General features: G+C 56.8%; 22 protein-coding genes. 5 read left to right on the top strand and 17 right to left on the bottom strand.

The window, feature by feature from the left end; genetic code table 11:
- The first annotated feature begins 28 nt into the window (after positions 1-28).
- Complete coding sequence (locus AB5Z20_RS01540; protein WP_368156040.1) at positions 29-1,150, top strand: C40 family peptidase; 1,122 nt, start codon at positions 29-31, stop codon at positions 1,148-1,150.
- 179 nt (positions 1,151-1,329) lie between these two features.
- Entirely contained in the window at positions 1,330-2,196 is an 867-nt protein-coding gene (locus AB5Z20_RS01535; protein WP_368156039.1) for a DegV family protein, read from the top strand.
- Between the two features lie 72 nt (positions 2,197-2,268).
- On the opposite strand, the gene AB5Z20_RS01530 is transcribed toward AB5Z20_RS01535, so the two are convergent.
- Together AB5Z20_RS01530 and AB5Z20_RS01525 are read right to left on the bottom strand one after the other, a co-directional pair.
- Entirely contained in the window at positions 2,269-2,880 is a 612-nt protein-coding gene (locus AB5Z20_RS01530) for a DUF1836 domain-containing protein (protein WP_199411531.1), read from the bottom strand.
- Positions 2,881-3,034: 154 nt separating this feature from the next.
- On the bottom strand, positions 3,035-3,973 hold the full coding sequence (locus tag AB5Z20_RS01525) for an NAD(P)/FAD-dependent oxidoreductase (protein ID WP_368156038.1): 939 nt from the start codon (positions 3,971-3,973) through the stop codon (positions 3,035-3,037).
- A 118-nt stretch (positions 3,974-4,091) separates the two neighbouring features.
- On the opposite strand from AB5Z20_RS01525, the gene AB5Z20_RS01520 reads away from it, so the two are divergent.
- The gene (locus AB5Z20_RS01520) at positions 4,092-5,393 is read left to right on the top strand and encodes an MGDG synthase family glycosyltransferase (protein ID WP_368156037.1); all 1,302 of its coding nucleotides are present in this window, start codon (positions 4,092-4,094) and stop codon (positions 5,391-5,393) included.
- A 394-nt stretch (positions 5,394-5,787) separates the two neighbouring features.
- Here AB5Z20_RS01520 and dut read toward each other — a convergent pair whose 3' ends face one another.
- From dut to AB5Z20_RS01505, 3 genes are read right to left on the bottom strand one after another with little or no spacing between them, the layout of a single operon-like run.
- Complete coding sequence (dut, locus tag AB5Z20_RS01515; RefSeq protein WP_368156036.1) at positions 5,788-6,231, bottom strand: dUTP diphosphatase; 444 nt, start codon at positions 6,229-6,231, stop codon at positions 5,788-5,790.
- 4 nt (positions 6,232-6,235) lie between these two features.
- Complete coding sequence (nrdR, locus tag AB5Z20_RS01510; protein WP_368156035.1) at positions 6,236-6,679, bottom strand: transcriptional regulator NrdR; 444 nt, start codon at positions 6,677-6,679, stop codon at positions 6,236-6,238.
- 51 nt (positions 6,680-6,730) lie between these two features.
- A complete protein-coding gene (locus AB5Z20_RS01505; protein ID WP_368156034.1) occupies positions 6,731-7,180 on the bottom strand; it encodes a LysM peptidoglycan-binding domain-containing protein in 450 nt (149 codons plus the stop codon).
- Between the two features lie 163 nt (positions 7,181-7,343).
- Between AB5Z20_RS01505 and lexA the strand changes: the two genes are divergently transcribed.
- Both lexA and AB5Z20_RS01495 read left to right on the top strand, forming a co-directional pair.
- Positions 7,344-7,988 (top strand): transcriptional repressor LexA, encoded by a 645-nt coding sequence (gene lexA, locus AB5Z20_RS01500; RefSeq protein ID WP_195239284.1) that lies wholly within the window; start codon positions 7,344-7,346, stop codon positions 7,986-7,988.
- Positions 7,988-8,692 (top strand): heparan-alpha-glucosaminide N-acetyltransferase, encoded by a 705-nt coding sequence (locus tag AB5Z20_RS01495; protein WP_368156033.1) that lies wholly within the window; start codon positions 7,988-7,990, stop codon positions 8,690-8,692. Before lexA ends, AB5Z20_RS01495 begins: the two co-directional genes overlap by 1 nt.
- Here AB5Z20_RS01495 and hflX read toward each other — a convergent pair.
- From hflX to AB5Z20_RS01435, 12 genes are all read right to left on the bottom strand, one after another.
- A complete protein-coding gene (gene hflX, locus AB5Z20_RS01490; protein ID WP_368156032.1) occupies positions 8,677-9,966 on the bottom strand; it encodes a GTPase HflX in 1,290 nt (429 codons plus the stop codon). The two genes, AB5Z20_RS01495 and hflX, sit on opposite strands and share 16 nt — an antisense overlap.
- Positions 9,966-10,904, bottom strand: a complete 939-nt coding sequence (gene miaA / locus AB5Z20_RS01485; RefSeq protein WP_368156030.1) for a tRNA (adenosine(37)-N6)-dimethylallyltransferase MiaA — start codon at positions 10,902-10,904, stop codon at positions 9,966-9,968. Before miaA ends, hflX begins: the two co-directional genes overlap by 1 nt.
- A complete protein-coding gene (gene miaB, locus AB5Z20_RS01480; protein ID WP_368156028.1) occupies positions 10,904-12,274 on the bottom strand; it encodes a tRNA (N6-isopentenyl adenosine(37)-C2)-methylthiotransferase MiaB in 1,371 nt (456 codons plus the stop codon). The genes miaA and miaB overlap by 1 nt, the downstream gene beginning before the upstream one ends.
- Positions 12,275-12,337: 63 nt before the next feature.
- Positions 12,338-12,655, bottom strand: coding sequence for a stage V sporulation protein S (locus AB5Z20_RS01475; protein ID WP_006235982.1), 318 nt, complete (start codon positions 12,653-12,655; stop codon positions 12,338-12,340).
- 74 nt (positions 12,656-12,729) lie between these two features.
- Positions 12,730-13,815, bottom strand: coding sequence for an ATP-binding protein (locus AB5Z20_RS01470; RefSeq protein ID WP_368156027.1), 1,086 nt, complete (start codon positions 13,813-13,815; stop codon positions 12,730-12,732).
- Position 13,816: 1 nt separating this feature from the next.
- Complete coding sequence (gene rny, locus AB5Z20_RS01465; protein ID WP_368156025.1) at positions 13,817-15,367, bottom strand: ribonuclease Y; 1,551 nt, start codon at positions 15,365-15,367, stop codon at positions 13,817-13,819.
- 257 nt (positions 15,368-15,624) lie between these two features.
- The gene (locus AB5Z20_RS01460; RefSeq protein WP_368156023.1) at positions 15,625-16,317 is read right to left on the bottom strand and encodes a regulatory protein RecX; all 693 of its coding nucleotides are present in this window, start codon (positions 16,315-16,317) and stop codon (positions 15,625-15,627) included.
- 11 nt (positions 16,318-16,328) lie between these two features.
- Positions 16,329-17,474: a recombinase RecA gene (gene recA / locus AB5Z20_RS01455; protein WP_368156021.1), complete on the bottom strand. Its 1,146-nt coding sequence runs from the start codon at positions 17,472-17,474 to the stop codon at positions 16,329-16,331.
- Between the two features lie 257 nt (positions 17,475-17,731).
- Positions 17,732-18,262, bottom strand: a complete 531-nt coding sequence (locus AB5Z20_RS01450; protein ID WP_368156019.1) for a CinA family protein — start codon at positions 18,260-18,262, stop codon at positions 17,732-17,734.
- Positions 18,263-18,274: 12 nt separating this feature from the next.
- Positions 18,275-18,913, bottom strand: a complete 639-nt coding sequence (gene pgsA, locus AB5Z20_RS01445; RefSeq protein ID WP_195445508.1) for a CDP-diacylglycerol--glycerol-3-phosphate 3-phosphatidyltransferase — start codon at positions 18,911-18,913, stop codon at positions 18,275-18,277.
- Between the two features lie 9 nt (positions 18,914-18,922).
- Entirely contained in the window at positions 18,923-20,272 is a 1,350-nt protein-coding gene (gene rimO, locus AB5Z20_RS01440) for a 30S ribosomal protein S12 methylthiotransferase RimO (RefSeq protein ID WP_368156017.1), read from the bottom strand.
- A gap of 26 nt (positions 20,273-20,298) precedes the next feature.
- The gene (locus tag AB5Z20_RS01435) at positions 20,299-20,796 is read right to left on the bottom strand and encodes a YajQ family cyclic di-GMP-binding protein (RefSeq protein WP_195535612.1); all 498 of its coding nucleotides are present in this window, start codon (positions 20,794-20,796) and stop codon (positions 20,299-20,301) included.
- Positions 20,797-20,801: the final 5 nt, after the last annotated feature.

The following is a 20,801-nucleotide window of genomic DNA, read 5'->3' as shown; positions in this document are numbered from 1 at the left end:
TACCCTTAGATACCGGAAAGGAAGCTCCATGCGCACAGCAAACACGCACAAAAACATGGCACGCTGCGCTGCTACGGCAACCCTCGCTTGTGTTTTGGGCCTGGGCCTCGTGGCTCCGGCCTATGCCGATACCGCATCCGACCTTGCCGCTGCTCGTACCAAACTCGAGCAGATTGGCACCCAAACCCAGCAAATTCATGAAGAACTCTCCGCACAGACGCAGGAGCTTGATCAGACTGCAGGCGAGATCACGCAAAAGCAGCAAGAGATTGCCGAGGGTCAGGCAAAGCTTTCGAGCTACGTTGCCGGTGAGTACAAGACTGGCGGTCTGAGTCTCCTTCAGGTTCTGACGGGCGTCGACGATCTGGGCGACATGCTCAACCGTCTGTTCTACTACGGTAAGGTTTCCGACAAGCAGGCCCAGACCATTCAGGAGGTCAAGGACCTTAAGCAGCAGCTCACCGATAAGCAGACCGAGCAGGAGAAGAACGTCGCCGCGACGCAGAAGAAGGTCGACGAGCTCAATGCCCAGCAGGCTGAGGCCCAGAGTGTCGTGAACTCCCTGGATTCACAGCTGCAGGCCGAGCTTGCTGCCGAGGCCGAGGTCAACGCCGCGCTTCAGGCTGGCATCAATGCCAGCACCGCCGAAAAGGCCACGGTGAGCAACGACACTGCCGGTACGACCGAGAACACCAACAATGGTGGCGGTACGACCAACAACGGCGGCGGCAACACGCCCGCGCCCGCGCCCGCTCCTGCCCCCACGCCGCAGCCCGTGACGCCCGCTCCGACTCCGACGCCTTCCGCACCGAGCCAGTCCGTTGACGGCGGTACCGTTGTTTCGCGCGCCTACAGCAAGCTCGGATACGCTTATTCCTGGGGCGGCATTGGACCGAACAGCTTTGACTGCTCCGGTTTTGTAAGCTATTGCCTCACGGGCCGCTATTGCCGCCTGGGCACCACCGGCACCTTCATGGGTTGGACCCGCGTGTCCGATCCGCAACCCGGCGATGTTGTGGTTAACTCCTACCATACAGGCATCTATATCGGTAATGGTCAGATGATCCATGCTTCCGACTACAAAACGGGCGTCATCATCAGCTCCGTCGCTGCTGGCATGAACAACAATTACATTTTCGTGCGCTACTAATTTATTACTGCAGCGAACGAACGTGGGCCTCGCGATCTTGAGTCACGAGGCCCATTCTTTTTTCCCTTACCGTTTGGCATATGATCAGTACGGCTATCTAGTATTCAAAACTAGATAGCCGTACTGATCAATCAAAAAGATGGCTATAATTGTTGGGGAACAATTAGAAAGGACCCTCAATGAGCTGGGCACTTATCTCCGATTCGAGCTGCAATCTTCGCGATTGGCAACCAACCGCACCTCATACCACCTTTGCATTTGCACCCCTTAAGATCCGAGTGGGGGAGCGTGAATTCGTTGACGACCTCTCGCTCGATGTTCACGAGCTCAATTGCGCCGTGCAGGCGGAGTCGAGCGCTTCTTCGAGCGCCTGTCCAAGCGTAGGGGAGTGGGCCGAACTCTTCAGACTTGCCGACAAGACGATCTGCATGCCCATCTCTGAGGGCGTCTCGGGAAGCTACAATGCTGCTGCTACGGCACGCGATATGGTACTTGCCGAGGAGCCCAACCGCCAGATTCACCTGGTCAATTCGCGGGCAGCGGGCGGCAAGATGGACCTGATCTTCTTACTGTTTGATCGATACCTTGCGTGTAACCCGGATGTTTCCTTTGAGGACGCCTGCGCTTACTTTGATAGCTTGGAGCAGAACAGCAAGATCCTCTTTAGCCTGTGTAATTACGAAAACCTTGCGAAGGCCGGACGCATTCCTAAGGCAGCCGGCGTCATTGCCAACAAGCTCAATATCCGCATTTTGGGCACGGCGAGCGAAGCGGGCAAAATTGAACTCGTTGGGCACACGCGCGGCGAAAAGAAGATGCTCACCAAGATTGTCGACACCATGGAGGCCGAGGGTTTCACGGGCGGCGAGGTCATCATCGATCACGTTGAGAACGAATCTGGAGCCCAGGCGCTTACCAGCCGCATTGTGGAGCGCTGGCCAGGCTCCAAGACTATCATCATGCCCTGTAACGGGTTAGATTCATACTATGCCGAGATGCACGGCCTCATCATCGGCTACGGCATGGACGTGGCTTCGGGCCGATAATGTCCAACTAAACAAACGCACGGGCGGGATAAGGGGCCAATGGCTCTTTATCCCGCCCGTCTTATGCCTCGATTAGCTATTAAACCCATTAAACTTAAGGTAGCTCATCAGGTACGCCTTCGATACAAAAGACGAAACCGCACTGCGTACGAGCAGCGATTCGCGCGTAACCTGGTGTGCGGTATCGGGCACGGGAGTCTGCTCGACGGAAAACGCCGCACGAATCGATGCCTCAAGTTGATCGACTACATAATCGAAAGCCGTCGGAGCGTCGTAACTCAAGCGCTGAATATTAAAGAGCGCCTGAACCGCAGCGATGGGCAGCACCTGCTTAAAGATACAAATGGCGATGAGACGCGCAATCTGCTCACGGCCATACTGCTTTTTAACCGGAGCAGGAACGAGGCCGACCTTCACGTAGTTATTGATCATCGAAGGCGTGATAACGGGCTGCTCTACGCAAATCGAAAGCGGCTCCATCCACAGCGCAACATATTCAATAACCTGATCGCGATAGAGCGTTACGTTGGGCAGCTGATCATAGCGTGGCAGGCTCAACGCGTTGAGTTTACCCACCATATCGGACTGAATAAATGCATCCGGCAGCACCGTCGGCTGAATATCCTCCGGCTTAATGCTGACCGATGTATCGGACATCGGGATAACATGTTTGACGTGGTTCATAAGAGGCCTCCGATCGTTTTCTATATTGTATTCTAGGTTATCTAGTTTTGCATACCACATAGCCGCTAAGTAAAAGTGGTTGGACAGCACGTTGAAGCACCGTCCAACCACTTTGTTTAAAGATAACAACCTTACATAAGATATATTATCGTACTTATCCACGTAGGAAAGCGTATGCGCTGGTTGCCGCTATGGCTCCGTCCGAAACGGCGGTCACAACCTGGCGTAAACGCTTGGAACGGATATCGCCGGCTGCGAATAATCCGGGCGTACGGGTGGCCATCGAATCGTCGGTAAGGATGCCGCCGTCGGGAGCCAGATCGACTAGATGCTCAACAAGCTCGGTATGAGGTTGCGTGCCGGTAAAGACAAAAATGCCAAATGAGCCAGGTTCAAAGAACTCAGTGTGCATTTCACCAGTCGCATTGTCCTTGAACGTGATTGACGTGGGCATTACTTCACCGGAAAGCTCAACAATACTAGTTTGGTACCTAACTGAAATATTGTCCTTAGCAAGCACCTTATTCACAACGCCCTCGGGTGCACGGAACTGATCGCGACGCAACACGATGGTCACGCTGCTGGCAATGTCGGACAGGAACAGCGCCTCCTCACATGCCGAATTGCCGCCTCCGATAACAAAAACCTGCTTGCCACGGAAGAACATACCGTCACACGTCGCGCAGTACGAAACGCCACGACCGCGATACGTGTCCTCGCCAACAAAACCCGCAGGACGCGGCGTGGCGCCCATGCACGCAATAACGCTCTTGGCCGCTGTATCGCCCATATCATGATGGATGGTAAATTGTGCCGCATCGGCATCGTAATCGACGCCTGTCACCATACTCCATTCAACCTGAGCCCCCAGGCCTTCAGCATGCTGTTGAAACCGCTCACCAAGTTCGGCACCGCTCAGTAGCGGAATGCCAGGATAATTCTCAATCTCGTTGGATGTGGCGATCTGTCCGCCAGACATGCCCTGCTCAAAGACGGTCGTCGTCAGGTTGGCGCGCGCTGCATAAATAGCGGCAGCATAGCCCGCGGGTCCGCCGCCGATAATCGCAACATCGATTGTCTGATCGGTAGTCATGAAGAGTCCTCTCATCGAAACGTTGTCGTTCTTTGCGCTCATACCCAAATTTACGTGAACGTGACACTCATGCACTACAATGATAAATCCGTATTACAACGTCGAAGGGGAGTTATCGATGGATCAGACGCAGACGAGCGACGACGCTCCCCTGCTCACGCACAGCACTCCCCAATCGGAGCAATCCACGCTCTTGGCTCAGCAAAAACCTCTCGTGACCATCGTGCACGCCTCGGTCGGCTCGGGCCACAAGGCCGCCGCAAATGCGATTGCGCAGGCATTCGACCTCATCCGCGGCACCAATGGCATCCCCGAAGATGTTGATATTGAAGTGCTCGATATCCTTGATTTTGGACGAATTAAATTCGACGGCAATAAGACCGCGGCTTCTTTTACGGGAGCCACGCGCCCCATTTACGACCTGACCTGGCGATATACGCTTACGGGACATCTTCTCTGGGGTGGCGGCACGGCATGGTCGCGAATTATGTTCCCCGCCTTCAATGAATATATTCGTAGCCGCAGGCCCATAGCCGTGGTCGCAACGCACATCACAGCAGCCAATGTTGCCGTGGGCGCCCGCGTTATTACGGGTATCGATTATCCGGTCATCTGCGTACCGACCGACTACGAAGTCGAGGGCTGGTGGCCCCACAAGGACACCGACCTCTTCTGTGTTGCCAACGAATTTATGGCCGAAACGCTGCGTCCACGCAAGGTGCCCGAGACAAAGATTCGCATTACCGGCATTCCTATTCGCGCCGGATTCGACACGGATTACGATCGCGAGGAAGAGCTAGCCAAGTTCAACCTCCCCATCGACAAGACCGTCGTACTGGTAATGGCCGGTGCCAGTTTGCCTCAGCCTTACGTCCGCTTTCGCGCGGCGATGGACCACACACTCCCCTTTCTGCGCAGCTTCGAAGACATGCACTTTGTCTTTTTGCCGGGCAAAGACGTGGAGTATGCCACCCGGCTGAAGACGCTCTTCGATGCCATGAAGCTCGAGAACGTCACGGTGTTGGACTATGTCGACGACATGGCGGCCCTCATGCACGGCTGCGACCTGGCAATCCTCAAATCGGGCGGACTAACGGTCACCGAGTGCCTATGCGCACATCTGCCGATGATCCTGCTGGGCAAGTCCTATGGCCAGGAAAAGGCCAACACCACTATGCTCACCGGCATGGGCGCCAGCATGCACGTCACCACGGCACGAGAGCTCATCGTGACGTTGCGCCACCTGCACGATCATCCGGAGTCGCTTAAAGCCCTACTCATCAACGGCGAAGTACTACGCCGTCCCCACGCAGCCGAAGACATCGCCGTCGCCACCATGGAGCTCGTAGGCAAACCCCAGAAAAGAAAACGCGCATTCTGCCGCTTCTACTGGGGCGGAAAACCCGCGCATATCCGCTAGCGTCTTAATGTCCGCTGCTCGGCGGGAGCCGCCCATATATCATTCCATGCTCAAACATTCTCGCTGCGCTGCGAAACTGCGCGTGGAACGATATATGGGCGGCTCCCGCCGAGCAGCTACGTTTACGTGCTAGCAGTTACACCAGGTTCCCCACCACTAGAACCTGCAAAGGCGAAACCGAAAAAAATAAATATAGTAAGCCGACGCGACAAAGGGGGCGCCCCATCGTCGCGTCGGCTTACTAGAAAAGTAAGTATTTTTCAAGTGAGTAGCCGCCCGGCCGTCTCTCACACATATCGTTCCACGCGCAGTTTCGCAGCGAGCGAAGCGAAGCGAGAATGTTTGAGCATGGAATGATATGTGTGAGAGGCGGGCGGGAGGGATACGAGCACCCCTAAGCTACGCCGCTGGAGCCGAAGCCTCCTTTGCCTCGGTCGGTTTCGTCTAGTTCTTCTGCTTCTACGAGGTTGACCGTGGGGACTTCTTGGATGACGAGCTGGGCGATGCGGTCGCCTTTGTTGATTTGGATGTTGTTCGTGGGGTCTAGGTTGATGAGGATGACTTTGAGCTCTCCTCGGTAGTGGGCGTCGATGAGGCCAGGAGTGTTGACTATGGACAGGCCTTGCTTAATGGCCAGGCCGCTGCGGGGCTGGACGAAGCCGGCGTAGCCGTCGGGCAGAGCGACAGCTAGGCCCGTGGAGACCAGGCGACGCTCAAAAGGCTTGAGGGTGCAATCCTCGTTGGCTCGGAGGTCAAGACCGGCATCCGTGGGATGGGCGTATTTGGGTAGCTCGACGGTTGGGTCGAGACGTTTAATGTTAACGGTAATGTTGGACATGAAATCACCTTAGCTTGTCGAGCTCTTGCAGAAACTCATCGACGTCTTTGAAATCGCGATAGACCGAGGCAAAGCGGATGTAGGCCACTTTATCGATCTTGGCCAACCGCTTAAGAACCATATCGCCCAGCTCATGGGACGTAACGGCCGTAAGCGTACGGGAGCGAAGCTCGACCTCAATATCGTCAATGATGTCATTGAGCTTTTTAGTGTCGATATCTCGCTTGATCGTGGCGCGCATCAAACCGACCAGCAGCTTATTGCGATCGAACCGTTGCTTGGATCCGTCTGACTTAATGACCTCGATAGGGTCTTCACAACGCTCAAATGTCGTAAAGCGATAATTGCATGAGCAGCATTCGCGACGGCGCTTGATGGTGTTATTAGATTCCTGCATGCGGGAATCAACAACGCGGGTATGTGCCTTGCCGCATTTAGGACAGCGCATGGTACCTCCTCTAAAACGATTACAAGGGTACCATGCGACGGTACTTAAATCTTAGGAACGTGCGGGAACTTTAAGATGCGCACCGGCATCGAGCGAGCCATGCTCCAGGTGATTGACGTTGCGGATCATATCAGAGGTCTCCTGCGTGGAAAGACCTTCAATCGGATGCTCCTGGGCAAGCGACCACAAGGAATCGCCAGACTGAACACGGACGGTCTCGTAGGTAACGTTGGATGCCGACTCGGCATATGCGGCGTGACGAGCGCTGAAGATCGAGGTAGCAAGTACAAAGAAAAGCGTGAGCGCAACGGCCAAGGCGACAATCGTCGAGACCTTTAGGGCAACGGGAGCCGATGTCGTGGCGACGCACTTGCTGCGGACGGGCTTGCCAGGCAGTGTTTGGAAACCAGATCGGCCGCCTTTGACAACCGTGAAAGCCGGTGCCGCAGGCGTCTCGAGCTTAAGGGCGAGGTTTCCCTGGACCATATCCGTTGCGTTCATCATGTTCTCCTCTCGCGTGTTTTGCTGAGAACAGTTTTATCAAGCCGCGCGGACAAAAATGTCTAGCGCGAGAACGAATGTTCGGTTATTATTATCTTCGAACAGTTGTTCCTGTCAAGCAATAATCGAACATTTGTTTGACATTGGCAGAGAGGATCCCCTGATGGCTCGCAAAATTACCAAGCGTCAGCAGCAGATTTACGACTTCATCAAGGAATATCAGCAGGAGAAGGGCTATCCGCCCAGTGTGCGCGAGATGGCATCGGCCGTAGGCCTCTCCTCCCCCAGCACGGTGCATGCTCATCTCTCTGCCCTGGAGGCTCGAGGACTGCTCAAGCGCGATGCCACCAAGCCTCGCGCCCTAGAGCTCTTTGATGAGGACGGATCCTCTGTCTCGATTTCCAAATCCGATGAACCCACGGCGCCCCGCGGAACGGTCTCGCTGCCGCTCGTCGGTCGCGTCGCGGCTGGGATTCCCATTCTGGCCGAACAAAATATCGAGGACACCTTTACCATCCCGACCGAAATCGCCACAGACCAGGGCTCCTTTATCCTTGAAGTGCACGGCAGCTCAATGATCAATGTCGGCATCTACAACGGTGACTACATTATCGTTCGCGAGCAAAAGAGCGCGATGAACGGCGAAATCGTCGTGGCTATGATCGATGGCTCGGCGACTGTCAAGACGTTCTACAAGGAGCAGGGGCGCGTGCGCTTGCAGCCCGAGAACGACACTATGGAGCCCATCTATGCGACGAACCCCGTTATTTTGGGTAAGGTTGTCGGATTAATGCGCCGGTTCTCGTAATGCAAAATCGCATCACCATATTTGATACCATCCGCGGGTTTACGATGCTGTCGATGGCAGGTTTTCACGCCTGCTACGATTTGGCCTACCTATATGGATGGGATATGCCATGGTTTACCGAAACGGTTTTCCAGGATATCTGGCGCGCAAGTATCAGCTGGGTATTTTTGTTTATCGCCGGTTGGATGTGCACGCTCTCGCGTAATAACGTTAAGCGCGCCCTCAAGTACGCGGCCGCAGCTTTGGTCGTATGGATTGCAACTACACTGGTATCAGTCGACGATTCGGTAAACTTTGGCATCATTTATTGCATGGCGGCGTGCACCGCGGTGGTTGCACTCACCCGTCCGTTACTTCAAAAAATACCGGTCTCGTGGGGCATCGCAGCGTGCCTTGTTCTTTTTGCCCTAACCTGGGGCATTCCAAAGGCTGTCTACCCACTCCCCTACCTGGCATGGCTTGGATTCCCGGGCCCGGATTTTGTTTCGGGAGACTACTATCCGCTCATTCCGTTTGTCTTTATGTACCTTACCGGCTTCTTTACTGCCCAGGATGCACAAGCATCAAGCCACGAAGCGCCGGCATGGGCATACGCCAATCCCATCCCGGCGCTCGCAGTCCTCGGTCGGCATGCCTTATCGTTCTACCTGCTCCATCAGCCTGTCATTCTAGGCGTACTAGAGCTCGTTTATTCCGTACGATAGCGCTCAAGACGCGGCGCGATTCGGGCCGGCATCTTTGCCACAATGCGAACGCCGTCCTCTAGATATTCCTCATGCAGAAGGGTTCCCTGCTCATGCACCAGCGTAATGAGGGCGCCCTCGCGATACGGGATATCAGCGGAGAGCAACACATCGGTGGCAGCTGCCTCACGAGCAATACGGTCGACGAGATCGTCGAGCCCCTCGCCCGTCTGGGCCGAGAACAGCACGGCCTCGGGATAGCGACGATGGAAACTCAATCGATCGACGCTATCGAGTAGGTCGATTTTATTGAACACCGTAAGCGTCAAACGCTCACCGGCACCGATCTCGTCAAGAACGCGATCGACCGCCTCAAGCTGGCGCTCGTAGTCCTCGTCAGAGGCATCCACAACTTTAAGGACCAGGTCAGCACCAAGGACCTCAGACAGCGTGGACTTAAAGGCATCAACGAGACCATGCGGTAGCTTTTGAATAAAGCCAACGGTATCGGTAATGGTCATACCACGACCACCGGGCAAGCGATACGAGCGCGTCGTCGGATCGAGCGTGGCGAACAATTTGTCCTGAGAAAGCACCGTGGACCCGGTCAGGCGATTGAGCAACGTCGACTTACCGGCATTGGTATAACCGGCTAGGGCAACGCGAAACGCCGGCGACTCGATACGACTCTTTGACTGGACATCGCGGCGCTGTTCGACCTGCTTAAGCTCACGACGAAGCGCGGCAATCTTGTTGCGAATCAAACGTCGGTCAACCTCGAGCTGGCTTTCGCCCTGGCCAAAGCGCGAGCCAATGCCACCGCGTGTCTGCTCTTTAGCAAGATGGCTCCACATACCGCGCAAGCGGGGCAACAGATACTGCAATTGGGCTAGCTGCACCTGCAGGCGGCCCTCACGGGTCTGAGCGTGCAGGCCAAAGATATCGAGAATCAACGCCGTGCGATCGATAATCTTAACCGGTTCGCCCACGGCTTTCTCAAGATACGACTGCTGCGAGGGCGTTAAATCGTCGTCGAAGATAACAACATCGGCATCCATACGATGTACGAGCCCGCAAAGCTCCTCAACCTTTCCGGAGCCGATAAACGATTTTGGATACGGCTTAACCAGACGTTGTGACAAACGCGCCACGCACTGGGCGCCAGCCGTATGGGCCAGGCGCTCAAGCTCGTCAAGCGAACGATCAAGCGGCCAGGCGTTATCGCGCCACTCAACTCCGACAAGAACGGCACGTTCGGGCTCAGGCGCCGTGGGAACGAGGGGAAATCGAGCCATTAGGCCGCCTCGATACGGTGAAGGATATCCTCAACGACCTCATCGATCGTAAACTCGTCCATGTCGAACCACACGATGCGGTCATCGCGTTTAAACCACGAAAGCTGACGCTTGGCATAGCGACGCGAACGCATCTTGATGAGTTCGCGAGCCTCATCCATGGAAATCACGCCGTCAAAGGCATCGATAATCTCTTTATAGCCAATCGCTTGCATCGAAGTCAGGGCATCTCTCAGCCCCTGGTCCATAAGACCGCGAACCTCATCAATAAGACCCTGCTCAAACATCAGATCGACGCGTAGGTTAATACGCTCGTAAAGCGCCTCGCGATTACGCATCAATCCAAACCACAGAGCGTGATAATGCTCGCGCGGAACACTAAACTGCGACTTTTGCTGCGCGTAGGACACACCGTCATCGTGCATTTCGAGCGCGCGAATCACACGACGAACATTATGGGGATGGATGACCGCAGCGGACTCGGGGTCACGCTCAGCAAGCAGCGCGTGTAGCGCTTCCTCGCCAATGCGCTCGGCAAGCTCCTGATACCCCGCGCGGCGATCGTCCTCAAGTTCGCCCGAGGGAAAATCCATCTCATCCAGGGCCGCCTTGAGATACAAGCCCGTGCCCCCGCAAAACACCGGTAGGCGGCCCTCGCCCAGCAAGCGCTCAACATGTACACGAGCGTCTGCCTGATACAACGCTGCAGAATATGCAACGCCCGGTTCAACAATATCGACCAGGCGTAGAGGCGCCGTGCATTCCTCGGGTGCCATCTTGGCAGTGCCGATATCCATGCCTCTATATATTTGCATCGCGTCACACGACAGCACTTCGGACGAAAGGCGAGACGCCAAACGATCTGCGACATCACTTTTGCCAACCGCAGTCGGACCGACAATCGCAACGGCGGAAAGACCTGCCCCGGAAGAAATCATTAGCGCGGCTCGCCCACAACGGATCCGGACAGATACCACGTCTTGGCAACGTCGACGTCAACATCGACAATCTTGCCAATCAACTGATCGATGCTGTAGCCCTCGGGAATCGGTGCATGAACAGTCTGATTCTTAGGACTCTTGCCCAGCAGCATCGCGTCATTCTTTTTGCTCGTACCCTCAATAAGCGCCGGCACAACGGTGTGGAGCTCACCCTGGTTATACTCGTGCGCTGTGGTCTCGATAACCTCCACCAGACGGTTGAAGCGCTCAAGAATCACCTCATGCGGCGTGGGATCGTCAATCTCGGCGGCCGGAGTACCGGCGCGCTTGGAGTAGATAAACGTATAGGCCTGAGCATAACGGACCGTCTCGGCAAGCGAGAACGTCTGCTCAAAGTCTTCCTCGGTCTCGCCGGGGAAGCCCACGATGATATCGGTCGAAAGCGCGATATCGGGCATGCGATTGCGGATGCGATCGACAAGCCCCAGATAATCCTCGCGCGTATAGCGACGGTTCATCTCTTTAAGGATGCGCGTCGAGCCCGACTGAACTGCCAGGTGCAGTTGCGGCATGACGGCAGGCGTCTCGGCCATAGCGTCGATGGTCTCGGGCAGCAGGTCTTTGGGGTGCGAGGAAGTAAAGAAAATACGCTCTACACCCGTATCGCCCACGGCGCGCAGCAGGTCGGCAAAGCGCGGCTTGCCAAACAGGTCGCGACCATAGGAGTTGACGTTTTGACCCAGAAGCGTAATCTCACGCACGCCCTGGCGTACTAGACCGGTCACCTCGTCGACAATCTCCTCGAAAGGGCGACTCTTTTCGCGACCGCGCACATACGGCACGATGCAATAAGTGCAGAAGTTATTACAGCCCGTCATAATGGGGACCCAGGCGTGATACTGGGTCTCACGATGCCACGGCATGCTCATAGCATCCGTGTCCTCGTGCTCGTTGGTGCGAATATGACGCTTGCCGTCCAAGAATGCCTCGGCAATGAGCTCGGCAACATGCGCGATAGAATGCGTACCAAAGATGACATTGACGTTATCGACATTCGTGAGCAGGCCCTCGCCGTCGCGCTGCGCGATGCAGCCGCCCACGGCGACCACGCGCTTGCCCGAGGGCGAAGGCGGGAGGCTCTTACAAGAGTTGCACTGACCGTACAGACGGGTGTCAGCGGCCTCTCGAACGCAGCACGTCATGAACACGACAATGTCAGCATGCTCCGGATCGAGCGCCATAAGGCAGCCATACGAGTCGAGCAGGCCACTCACGCGCTCGGAGTCGTGCTGATTCATCTGGCAGCCAAAGGTGCGGATGAAGTAGGTTTTACCGGCAAGAATATCGCGTACGGAACCCTGGTCCATGTGTATAAGTCCTAACGAGGTGGAATAGGCGGAATCAAAGAGGGCGGGCAAAGAGTAAAAACTCTATGCCACAGGCTTAACGTCGTCCATCACAACGTTATCCATAGCAGCTCGATTAATCTGATGAACGTAAATAGAAAGACGGATGGCCGTGCGCGACTCCCCGTTGATGAGGATGTCGGAGAACACCGGCGCGCAGGAAATATCAAACCCGGTCGGAATCAAAAATCCGCGTGCAATGGCCACAGCCTTAATGGCCTGGTTGACGGCGCCCGCGCCGACACACTGAATATTGACGGGAACACCATCTTTGACCATGCCGGCAATGGCGCCGGCAACGGACGCGGGCGATGATTTGCTTGATACCTTCAGGCAATCCATGAAGAAACTCCTGCGTTTAAAAGTACGTTTTAACTGCAATAACTGTATCGTACCGAACGGACTCGGTAAAGATGCTATTCCTCTTTGGCAAGATCGAACGTCACGGTAATACGATCACGCGAAACACGAATCTTGGGGTCGCCGCAAAGGTTGAGATAGTACCGCGATGCAAGATCGTTAAAGTCGCGCTCGACGGCTCGCGAGAACTGCGCCATGTCGTCCTTGGCGATACGCAGCCCGCGACGATCTTTGGCGAGATCAACCGGAGCAGACGCATGTGAGGACGAATCGCGCTCGCGTAGCAGACGTGCGGTCACACCGCGAACGGGCTTAATCTGGCCCGCCAAGATACGATGCGCCGTACGCTCGGACATCTCAAGGCCCAAACCCGAACAGATACGGATAAAGTCTTCCGCATCCGAAGCAAGACCCAGACGATCCACCACGGGAAGCTCGGCTTCGTCATCGATAAACAAAAGACGAGAAGCATCGAGACGGCTGGAGGCCTGCGCATGCAACGTCGCGGCAATCTCGGACGGAGACCCCAAATAGACATCACAGGCGCGCAGCTCCTCGAGGGCAAACTCACAGGCGGCGCGAATGATGTTGTGAGGGCCACGGGCGCAGACATAGTGACCGTCCTCATCCTTCACGGCCTGAGGCCAGCTGGACTGATCGGCGCGCTCGCCAAGGCGGTCGGTAGCGACGCTCACCTTAAAGACCGAGCCAAGGTCAACATCAGACGCGACAACGAGCGCCTCGTCGGCGTTCTGCTTAATCGAGAACAATGCCATGCCTCGACCGTGAACACCCCAACGGTCCATCTTCATGCTCTCAAGCTTGGAAGTAACGCGGGCATCGAAGATGCGCTCCTGCATATCCTGCGGCACACCCGAGCCGTTATCCAGAAAGACGAGCGTACGGACACCATCTTCCTTGGTCGTAGCGAGATAGACCTTGTCGGCGCCGGCATCACGAGCGTTGCGCAGCATTTCGATGACAATATCCTCGACATGCTGAATGTCGTGCTTTGCCTGGCGCCGTTCAGCTTCCGAAACGCGGAGGCGGACATACCCCTCGCCAAGGTTCTCCTCGACGCGAAGGTTGCCCTCCCCCGACATCGACGCGATAAATGAGATGAGCTCGTTCGCGTCGTTCATGTTATTTAGCGATATCAACAGCGCGGCTCTCGCGAATCACGACGACGCGCACCTGACCGGGATACTCCATCTCTTCCTCGATCTGATGGGCGATGTCATGAGCCAAGACCGTGGACTGAGCATCGGAAATCTTGTCCGGCTGAACCATGACGTGGACCTCGCGACCAGCCTGCATGGCATAGGTACGCTCGACGCCGTCATGGGAATTGGCGATCTCCTCGAGCTTCTCAAGACGCTTGATGTAGTTCTCGGCCGATTCGCGACGGGCACCGGGGCGAGAGGCAGAAACGGCATCGGCAGCCTGGACCAGAACATCGAGCACCGTGTTGGGGTCGACGTCGGCGTGGTGAGCCTCGATAGCGTGAACGATAACGGGCTTCTCGCCATAGCGACGGGCGAGCTCGGCGCCGATAACGGCATGCGGACCCTCAACGTCATGGTCGATAGCCTTGCCAAGGTCGTGCAGCAGGCCGGCACGCTTTGCAGTCACAACGTCCAGGCCAAGCTCGGAAGCCATCACGCCGCACAGGTCGGAAACCTCAAGGGAATGCTGGAGCACGTTCTGACCAAACGAGGTGCGGTAGCGAAGAGCACCCAGGGTCTTAACGATCTCGGGATGCAGATCGTGGATACCGGTATCGAAGGCAGCCTGTTCGCCAGCCTCGCGCACGCGCTGCTGAACCAAGTCGGCGGCCTTGTGATACATCTCCTCGATGCGGGCGGGGTGAATGCGGCCGTCAGCAATAAGGTTCTCAAGGGCGACGCGGGCGGTCTCGCGACGGACCGGATCGAAGCTCGAAAGCACGACGGTCTCAGGCGTGTCGTCGATCACAAGGTTGACGCCGGAAACCTGCTCGAAGGTGCGGATGTTGCGACCCTCGCGGCCGATGATGCGACCCTTCAGGTCGTCAGACGGAATATGCACGGAGGTAACGGTGACCTCAGCAGTGTGATCGGCGGCGCAGCGCTGAATCGCCAGGGACAAGATCTCCTGAGCGGTCTTGTGGCACTCGGCGCGAACCTGCTGCTCGGACTCACGGATGATCGTAGCGGCCTCGTGGGTAACCTCGCCACGAACCTTGTCGAGGAGTTCCTTGTGAGCATCCTCGCGGGTCAGGTCGGCGATGCGCTCGAGCTCCGAGGTCTGCTTGGCGCAAAGCTCCTCAAGCTCACGGGAGCGCTTCTCGACCTGGCCAGCCTGGCTGGACAGCTGATGTTCACGCTTGTCGAGGGCATCGTTGCGGCGATCGAGGGACTCCTCGCGCTGCATCACACGGTTCTCGAGCGTACGAATCTCGCTCTTACGCTGCTTGTCCTCGGCCTCGGCAGCCTGCTTATTCTTGATGATCTCTTCCTTTGCCTCAAGCAGAGCCTCTTTTTTGAGGGTCTCGGCCTGACGCTTTGCATCACCGATTAGGGACTCAGCCTGTGCGTGAGCCGACTGGATCTTTTCGTCGGCCTCGTGAAGACTACCCTGCTTGGCGGTGCGCATGTAGGTAATGGCGGCGATGGCACCCAAAACGATGCCAACGAGCGCTGCGATAATAGGCATGCTCACTCCTTTTTATGGATTCGTTACACAACAAAGCGAACCGTCCTTGCGAACGGCTCACGACATTTGAGTAATATGGGCGCAGCTTATGCGGGTCGGATACAGATAAACATATAAACAAACTCATCAAAGATGAGCACATATCACAAAGCAAATGACAGTGTTTATCGTACGTTGAACCGTAACAACTGTCAAATAAATGGACCCGGTACGGCGACTAAAACGCGGTGAACGGCGGGTACGCAAACCACATGTGTCTAAACTGCACATTCCTCATGTTCGGCATCGAGACGCGCCTTAACGGCATCGGCGGCGATGTGGTACGAAAAGCCCTTACCCATCAAAAACCGGACGAGCTTTTCGAATCCACGTGTCTCGGGAACACGACGCTTCGCGAGTAAAGCCGATGCGCGAGCCAAGTCGTCCTCCACGGCAAAATAATCCTCGGGATAGCCGGGGATATCATCGAGCACGACATGGCGGCGCTTGAGCTCGGTCTCAATCTTGCGCTGTCCCCAGCCACGTCGTTTGCGCCCCTCGATAAAGTACGAACAAAAGCGGTTCTCATCTAAAAAGCGAAACTCAGTGGCACGCTGGACGGCGAAATCAATTGCGGGTTGGTGAAATCCGTAACGAGCGAGCTTGTCACGGATTTCGCCCGTGGCATGGTCGCGGCGCGACAGCATCTCAGTCACCATGGTAAGCGCGCATTTACGCTCAATGAGCTGTACCGCCTCGCGAAACTCATCCCAATCGCAGGGAAGTTCGGGGCGATTTTTAAGAAACAGGCGCGCAACACGAACAGGAATCCAGATGGATCGTTCAAAACCACCCTCGAGCTCGCAGTCGATATGTGCACAAGGCTTTTTTGATGCATACCCACTCGAGAACGAGGAGGTCGCCTTCTTATCGGGGAAGACGACCGTTGCCTCGGTCACCGTATACGACATGAGGGCAACCGCTACTCGTCGTCATCGAGCATCGCGGAGCCATCGATGGCGTAAAGCTCATCGAACTCCTCAGTTTCGGGCTGATCGGTCAGCTCGACCTCGGACGGAGCATCGTCATCGAATTCAAGGCCGCAGGCGAGGCGAACCTTATGCTCGATCTCGTCAGCACAATCGGGGTGCTCGCGCAGGAAGGCCTTAGCGGCCTCGCGACCATTACCGAGCTTGTCCTCACCGTAAGCAAACCAAGAACCCATCTTTTTGCAGATACCGCACTCGACGGCCATGTCCAGAATCGAGCCCTCCTTAGAGATGCCCGTGCCGTACATGATGTCAAACTCGGCCGAGCGGAACGGAGCGGCCACCTTGTTCTTGACGACCTTGGCACGCACGCGATTGCCGATAACCTCGTCCTTGAGCTTGATGCTGTCGATGCGGCGAATATCGATGCGCACCGAAGAGAAGAACTTGAGGGCGCGGCCGCCCGTCGTAGTCTCGGGGTTGCCGAACATGACGCCGATCTTCTCGCGCAGCTGGTTAATGAAGATGCAGGTCGTTTTAGATTTGGCGAGCGAGCCTGCGAGCTTACGGAGCGCCTGGCTCATCAGACGGGCTTGAAGGCCGACCGTAGTGTCGCCGATCTCGCCCTCGATCTCGGCACGCGGAGTCAAAGCGGCGACAGAGTCGACGACAATGGCGTCGATGGCGCCAGAGCGAACGAGCATGTCGACGATCTCGAGCGCCTGCTCGCCCGTATCGGGCTGGGAAATGAGGACCTCATCGATGTCCACGCCGATACGCGCGGCATACGTGGGATCGAGCGCGTGCTCGGCATCAATAAATGCCACGACGCCGCCCATAGCCTGGGCCTCTGCCAAAATCTCGAGCGAAAGCGTTGTCTTACCGGAGGACTCGGGGCCGTAAATCTCGACGATACGTCCGCGCGGCACGCCGCCGATGCCCAGAGCGGCATCGAGGGCCAGGGCGCCCGTGGGAATGGCCTCGACCTCGAGCTCGGGACCACCGTCACCGTACCTCATGATGGAACCCTGGCCGAATTTCTTCTCGATCTCGGCCTTGGTGGTGGCGATCATCTCATCGCGCTCTTTACCCGTCGTGCGAGCATGAACGGTACGTACGGGACCTGAATTCTTGGCCATGAATAGCCCTCCTCTTAACAACCTGCATCGATAATAAACGAACGGCTGTTCGTGGTCAACCGTTCAGATAAATCATATGCAGCCGACCTTTCCAAAACCCAACCAAACGCCGACCAAAAACTGACCAAAAACTTGACCGCAGGTGAACCAAGCAAGGCATGACGAGCAAGATTACGACTACTACCTGCACAAAGATCAAATTCGCCGGAGGTCCCTATCTCCACAATTAAGGGGCCCGGAGGCCCCTTAAAACACGTCTATTCCATAGAATCGAGCACACAGACAATGCGACCCAGTGCCTCCGCGACCGCATGGGCACGAACACACGAACGATCGCCCTCATAGTGACAACGAATGGAGTCCACGACCGGCACTCCCCCATCGGCCGAGCGATACGCCCAACCAATATAAAAAGTGCCAGCCGGATCGTCTTCGGTGCCTCCACCGGGGCCGGCATAGCCCGTCGCGCTCACGGCAATATCGCTCTGATACAGCTCCAGCGAACCGGCAGCCATCTCTCGCGCCGTCTGATACGACACCGCGGTATAGTGGTCGAGCGTCTCTTGCTTAACGCCGAGCACGCGATGCTTAATCTCGTCGCAGTACGTCACCGCACCGCCGCGCAGCACCGCCGAGGCACCGGGGATATCGGCGATCGTCGAGGCGATCATGCCCGCTGTTAGAGATTCAGCCGTCGATACCGTCACACCACGAACGCTTGCACGCTCGACGATATCGGCTGCGAGCTCTTCATTGTGCGCGGCAATCTGCTCAAATGATTTCGTCATGCCCACCAGGACCTAGACCGAAAAGACGATCTTGCGGCAGTTCCAGAAGTACTGAGCGCCCGAGATAACGGTCAGGATAACGGCCACGGCGTACAGGAAGCGTGAGACGCCATAGAGACCGAGCAACAGCTCCGCAGGCCCCAACTGGAGGCCGGTCATCGCAAAGACGCACAGGTAGCCGCAGATGGAGACCATCGTGGTCGCCGTCTTGTACTTGCCGAGCTTATCGGCGGCAACGACCACACCGGCCGCACTCGCGACCATGCGCAGGGCGCTCACCAGCAGCTCGCGGAACAGGATGATGAACACCGACCACACAGTAACGGCACCAAAGTCCAAGAACAGCAGCAGGGCCGAGAACACGAGCAACTTATCGGCGATGGGATCCAGGAACTTACCGAAGTCGGTGATCTCGTTGCGCGAACGAGCCAGGTAGCCATCAACCTTGTCTGTGCACGACAGGATGACGTACAGAATAAAGGCGGCGGCGGCGAGCGGGCCGTCGAAGGTGCTCCAATCCGTACCGGCAACGCTTGTGTGAGACAGCGCCGACACGATCATGAACACCGGAATAAAGACGATACGCACGCACGTCACGATGTTGGCGGGCGTCCAGACACTCGTCAGTTCCTTATTGCTCTCGTTAGCCACGACGCTCTCCTACTCCACAACATGACCGATAAGCTCGTAGCAGAAGCTATCGGTAAACTCGACCGTCAGAATATCGCCCACAGATGCCTCGCTGGCATCCAGATGCACCGCGCCATCGGAATCGGGCGCCTGGAACCAGGCATGTCCGATGAGCTCGGCACCGTCTTCGGTCTCCTCGATACCGTCGACGATCACCTGGGCGCGCTCGCCCACGTGCGCGGCAGTCGCGGCAAAGCCGAGCGACTCGGACAGGTCCATAGCCTCCTGGGCGCGCTCGAGCTTGACCTCCTCATCGACCTGCCCCTCCATCTTGGCGGCCAGGCTGCCCTCCTCACGCGAGTAGGCAAAGACGCTCGTGTAGTCAAAGCCGACGGTGTCCATAAAGTCGATAAGATCGCGGAACTCGTCGTCGGTCTCGGTCGGGAAGCCAACCATGGCCGTGGAGCGAATCACAATACCGGGGATGCGCTCGCGCAGGTCGCGGAACAGATCCTCGAGCTCCTGGCGCGAACCGGAGCGACGCATGGCCTTAAGGATGCGCGCATCGCAGTGCTGCACGGGGATATCGATATAGGGCAGCACCTCGGGCGTATCGCGAATGGTCTCGATAAGCTCGTCAGTCATGCCCTCGGGCTGCAGGTAGAGTACGCGGACCCACACGTTATGAGGACGCACCGCCTCAGCAACGGCCTGCAACAGCTGCGCCAGATTGCGCGGCTCGCCCTCGGCGAGGTCCTCGTCGGCAAAGTCGGTACCCCAGATGCCCGTGTCCTGACCGATCAGTACGATCTCGCGCACACCACCGGCGACCAGGTCGCGAACCTCGGAGATAATGCTCTCGGCATTGCGCGAGTGATAACGACCGCGGATATACGGGATCATGCAGAAGCTACAGAAGCGGTTGCAGCCATCGGAGATCTTGACGTAGGCGACAGCGCCCTCGACGGTACGCTTGACCTGCGGAATATAGGCGGCAATCTCGCGCTCGACACCCAGCACGTCATCGATGACCGCCACGATGCCGTCTTCCTCGTCGGCCTTCACAAAGGCCGCAACTTCGGGCAGCTCGTCGGGCAGGTCGTCGCCGTAGCGTGACGGCACACAGCCGCACATGACGATCGGGCAGGAACGAACGCCGTCCTGCACCTCATTGGCAAGCTCGAGCGTGGTCTCGATGCTCTCGGACGTTGCAGAGGCAAGGAACGAGCACGTATTGACGATGGCGATATCGGCATCCTGCGGATCGAATGCCTCCTCGTAGCCCGCGGCGGTCAGCAGCGAACGCATACGGTCGGTATCGACCTCGTTCTTGGCGCACCCGAGGGTGATATAGAGTGCGGAGCCCAACGGAGTATCCATGTTGGAGAGCGGTCCTTTCGAATGAATTAGCGGTAGTTGGTGAACTGCAGCGGCTGACCGTAGTCCTGGTCGCGCAGGAACTGGATCACGGTCTGCAGCGCATCCTTGGAAGCAGAGGAAACACGCAGTTTGTCGGCCTCGATCGTCACCTTGACCTTGAGCTTCTGATCCTTAATGTCCTTATTGATCTTCTTGGCAGTCGTCTGGTCGATACCCTCGACGATGTGACCGAGCACGCGCACGGTACCGCCCGATGCAGCCTGAGGCGCATCCCAGGACACGGCCTTAAGATCGATACCGCGCTTGATGAGCTTGGAGCTCAGGACATCGACGATCTGCTTGGAGACAAAGTCGGCCGGGGCGTTGATCGTAAAGAGCTTGTCGCCCTTCGAAAGCTCGATCGTGGCGCCGGAGTCCTTCAGGTCATAGCGCTGGGAAATCTCGCGCGTGGTCTGCTGGAAGGCATTGTCGACCTCCTGCATATTGACCTCGGACACGACGTCGAAGCTGGAATCTTTAGCCATGGTTA

This window comes from Collinsella aerofaciens (genome assembly GCF_040910245.1).
In the GTDB taxonomy this organism is placed as follows: Bacteria; Actinomycetota; Coriobacteriia; order Coriobacteriales; family Coriobacteriaceae; genus Collinsella.
The sequence above is the reverse complement of the archived record's forward strand: the minus strand, read 5'-3'. Positions and strand labels throughout refer to the sequence as shown.

Coding starts and splice junctions, on each gene's coding strand:
- rimO (WP_368156017.1), bottom strand. CDS start 20,272: ATGGATACTCCGTTGGGCTCCGCACTCTATATCACCCTCGGGTGCGCC.
- AB5Z20_RS01505 (WP_368156034.1), bottom strand. CDS start 7,180: ATGAACGCAACGGATATGGTCCAGGGAAACCTCGCCCTTAAGCTCGAG.
- nrdR (WP_368156035.1), bottom strand. CDS start 6,679: ATGCGCTGTCCTAAATGCGGCAAGGCACATACCCGCGTTGTTGATTCC.
- AB5Z20_RS01525 (WP_368156038.1), bottom strand. CDS start 3,973: ATGACTACCGATCAGACAATCGATGTTGCGATTATCGGCGGCGGACCC.
- AB5Z20_RS01530 (WP_199411531.1), bottom strand. CDS start 2,880: ATGAACCACGTCAAACATGTTATCCCGATGTCCGATACATCGGTCAGC.
- AB5Z20_RS01475 (WP_006235982.1), bottom strand. CDS start 12,655: ATGGATTGCCTGAAGGTATCAAGCAAATCATCGCCCGCGTCCGTTGCC.
- AB5Z20_RS01540 (WP_368156040.1), top strand. CDS start 29: ATGCGCACAGCAAACACGCACAAAAACATGGCACGCTGCGCTGCTACG.
- AB5Z20_RS01470 (WP_368156027.1), bottom strand. CDS start 13,815: ATGAACGACGCGAACGAGCTCATCTCATTTATCGCGTCGATGTCGGGG.
- dut (WP_368156036.1), bottom strand. CDS start 6,231: ATGTCCAACATTACCGTTAACATTAAACGTCTCGACCCAACCGTCGAG.
- AB5Z20_RS01520 (WP_368156037.1), top strand. CDS start 4,092: ATGGATCAGACGCAGACGAGCGACGACGCTCCCCTGCTCACGCACAGC.
- AB5Z20_RS01460 (WP_368156023.1), bottom strand. CDS start 16,317: ATGTCGTATACGGTGACCGAGGCAACGGTCGTCTTCCCCGATAAGAAG.
- miaA (WP_368156030.1), bottom strand. CDS start 10,904: ATGATTTCTTCCGGGGCAGGTCTTTCCGCCGTTGCGATTGTCGGTCCG.
- miaB (WP_368156028.1), bottom strand. CDS start 12,274: ATGGACCAGGGTTCCGTACGCGATATTCTTGCCGGTAAAACCTACTTC.
- AB5Z20_RS01535 (WP_368156039.1), top strand. CDS start 1,330: ATGAGCTGGGCACTTATCTCCGATTCGAGCTGCAATCTTCGCGATTGG.
- recA (WP_368156021.1), bottom strand. CDS start 17,474: ATGGCCAAGAATTCAGGTCCCGTACGTACCGTTCATGCTCGCACGACG.
- rny (WP_368156025.1), bottom strand. CDS start 15,367: ATGCCTATTATCGCAGCGCTCGTTGGCATCGTTTTGGGTGCCATCGCC.
- AB5Z20_RS01450 (WP_368156019.1), bottom strand. CDS start 18,262: ATGACGAAATCATTTGAGCAGATTGCCGCGCACAATGAAGAGCTCGCA.
- hflX (WP_368156032.1), bottom strand. CDS start 9,966: ATGGCTCGATTTCCCCTCGTTCCCACGGCGCCTGAGCCCGAACGTGCC.
- AB5Z20_RS01435 (WP_195535612.1), bottom strand. CDS start 20,796: ATGGCTAAAGATTCCAGCTTCGACGTCGTGTCCGAGGTCAATATGCAG.
- lexA (WP_195239284.1), top strand. CDS start 7,344: ATGGCTCGCAAAATTACCAAGCGTCAGCAGCAGATTTACGACTTCATC.
- AB5Z20_RS01495 (WP_368156033.1), top strand. CDS start 7,988: ATGCAAAATCGCATCACCATATTTGATACCATCCGCGGGTTTACGATG.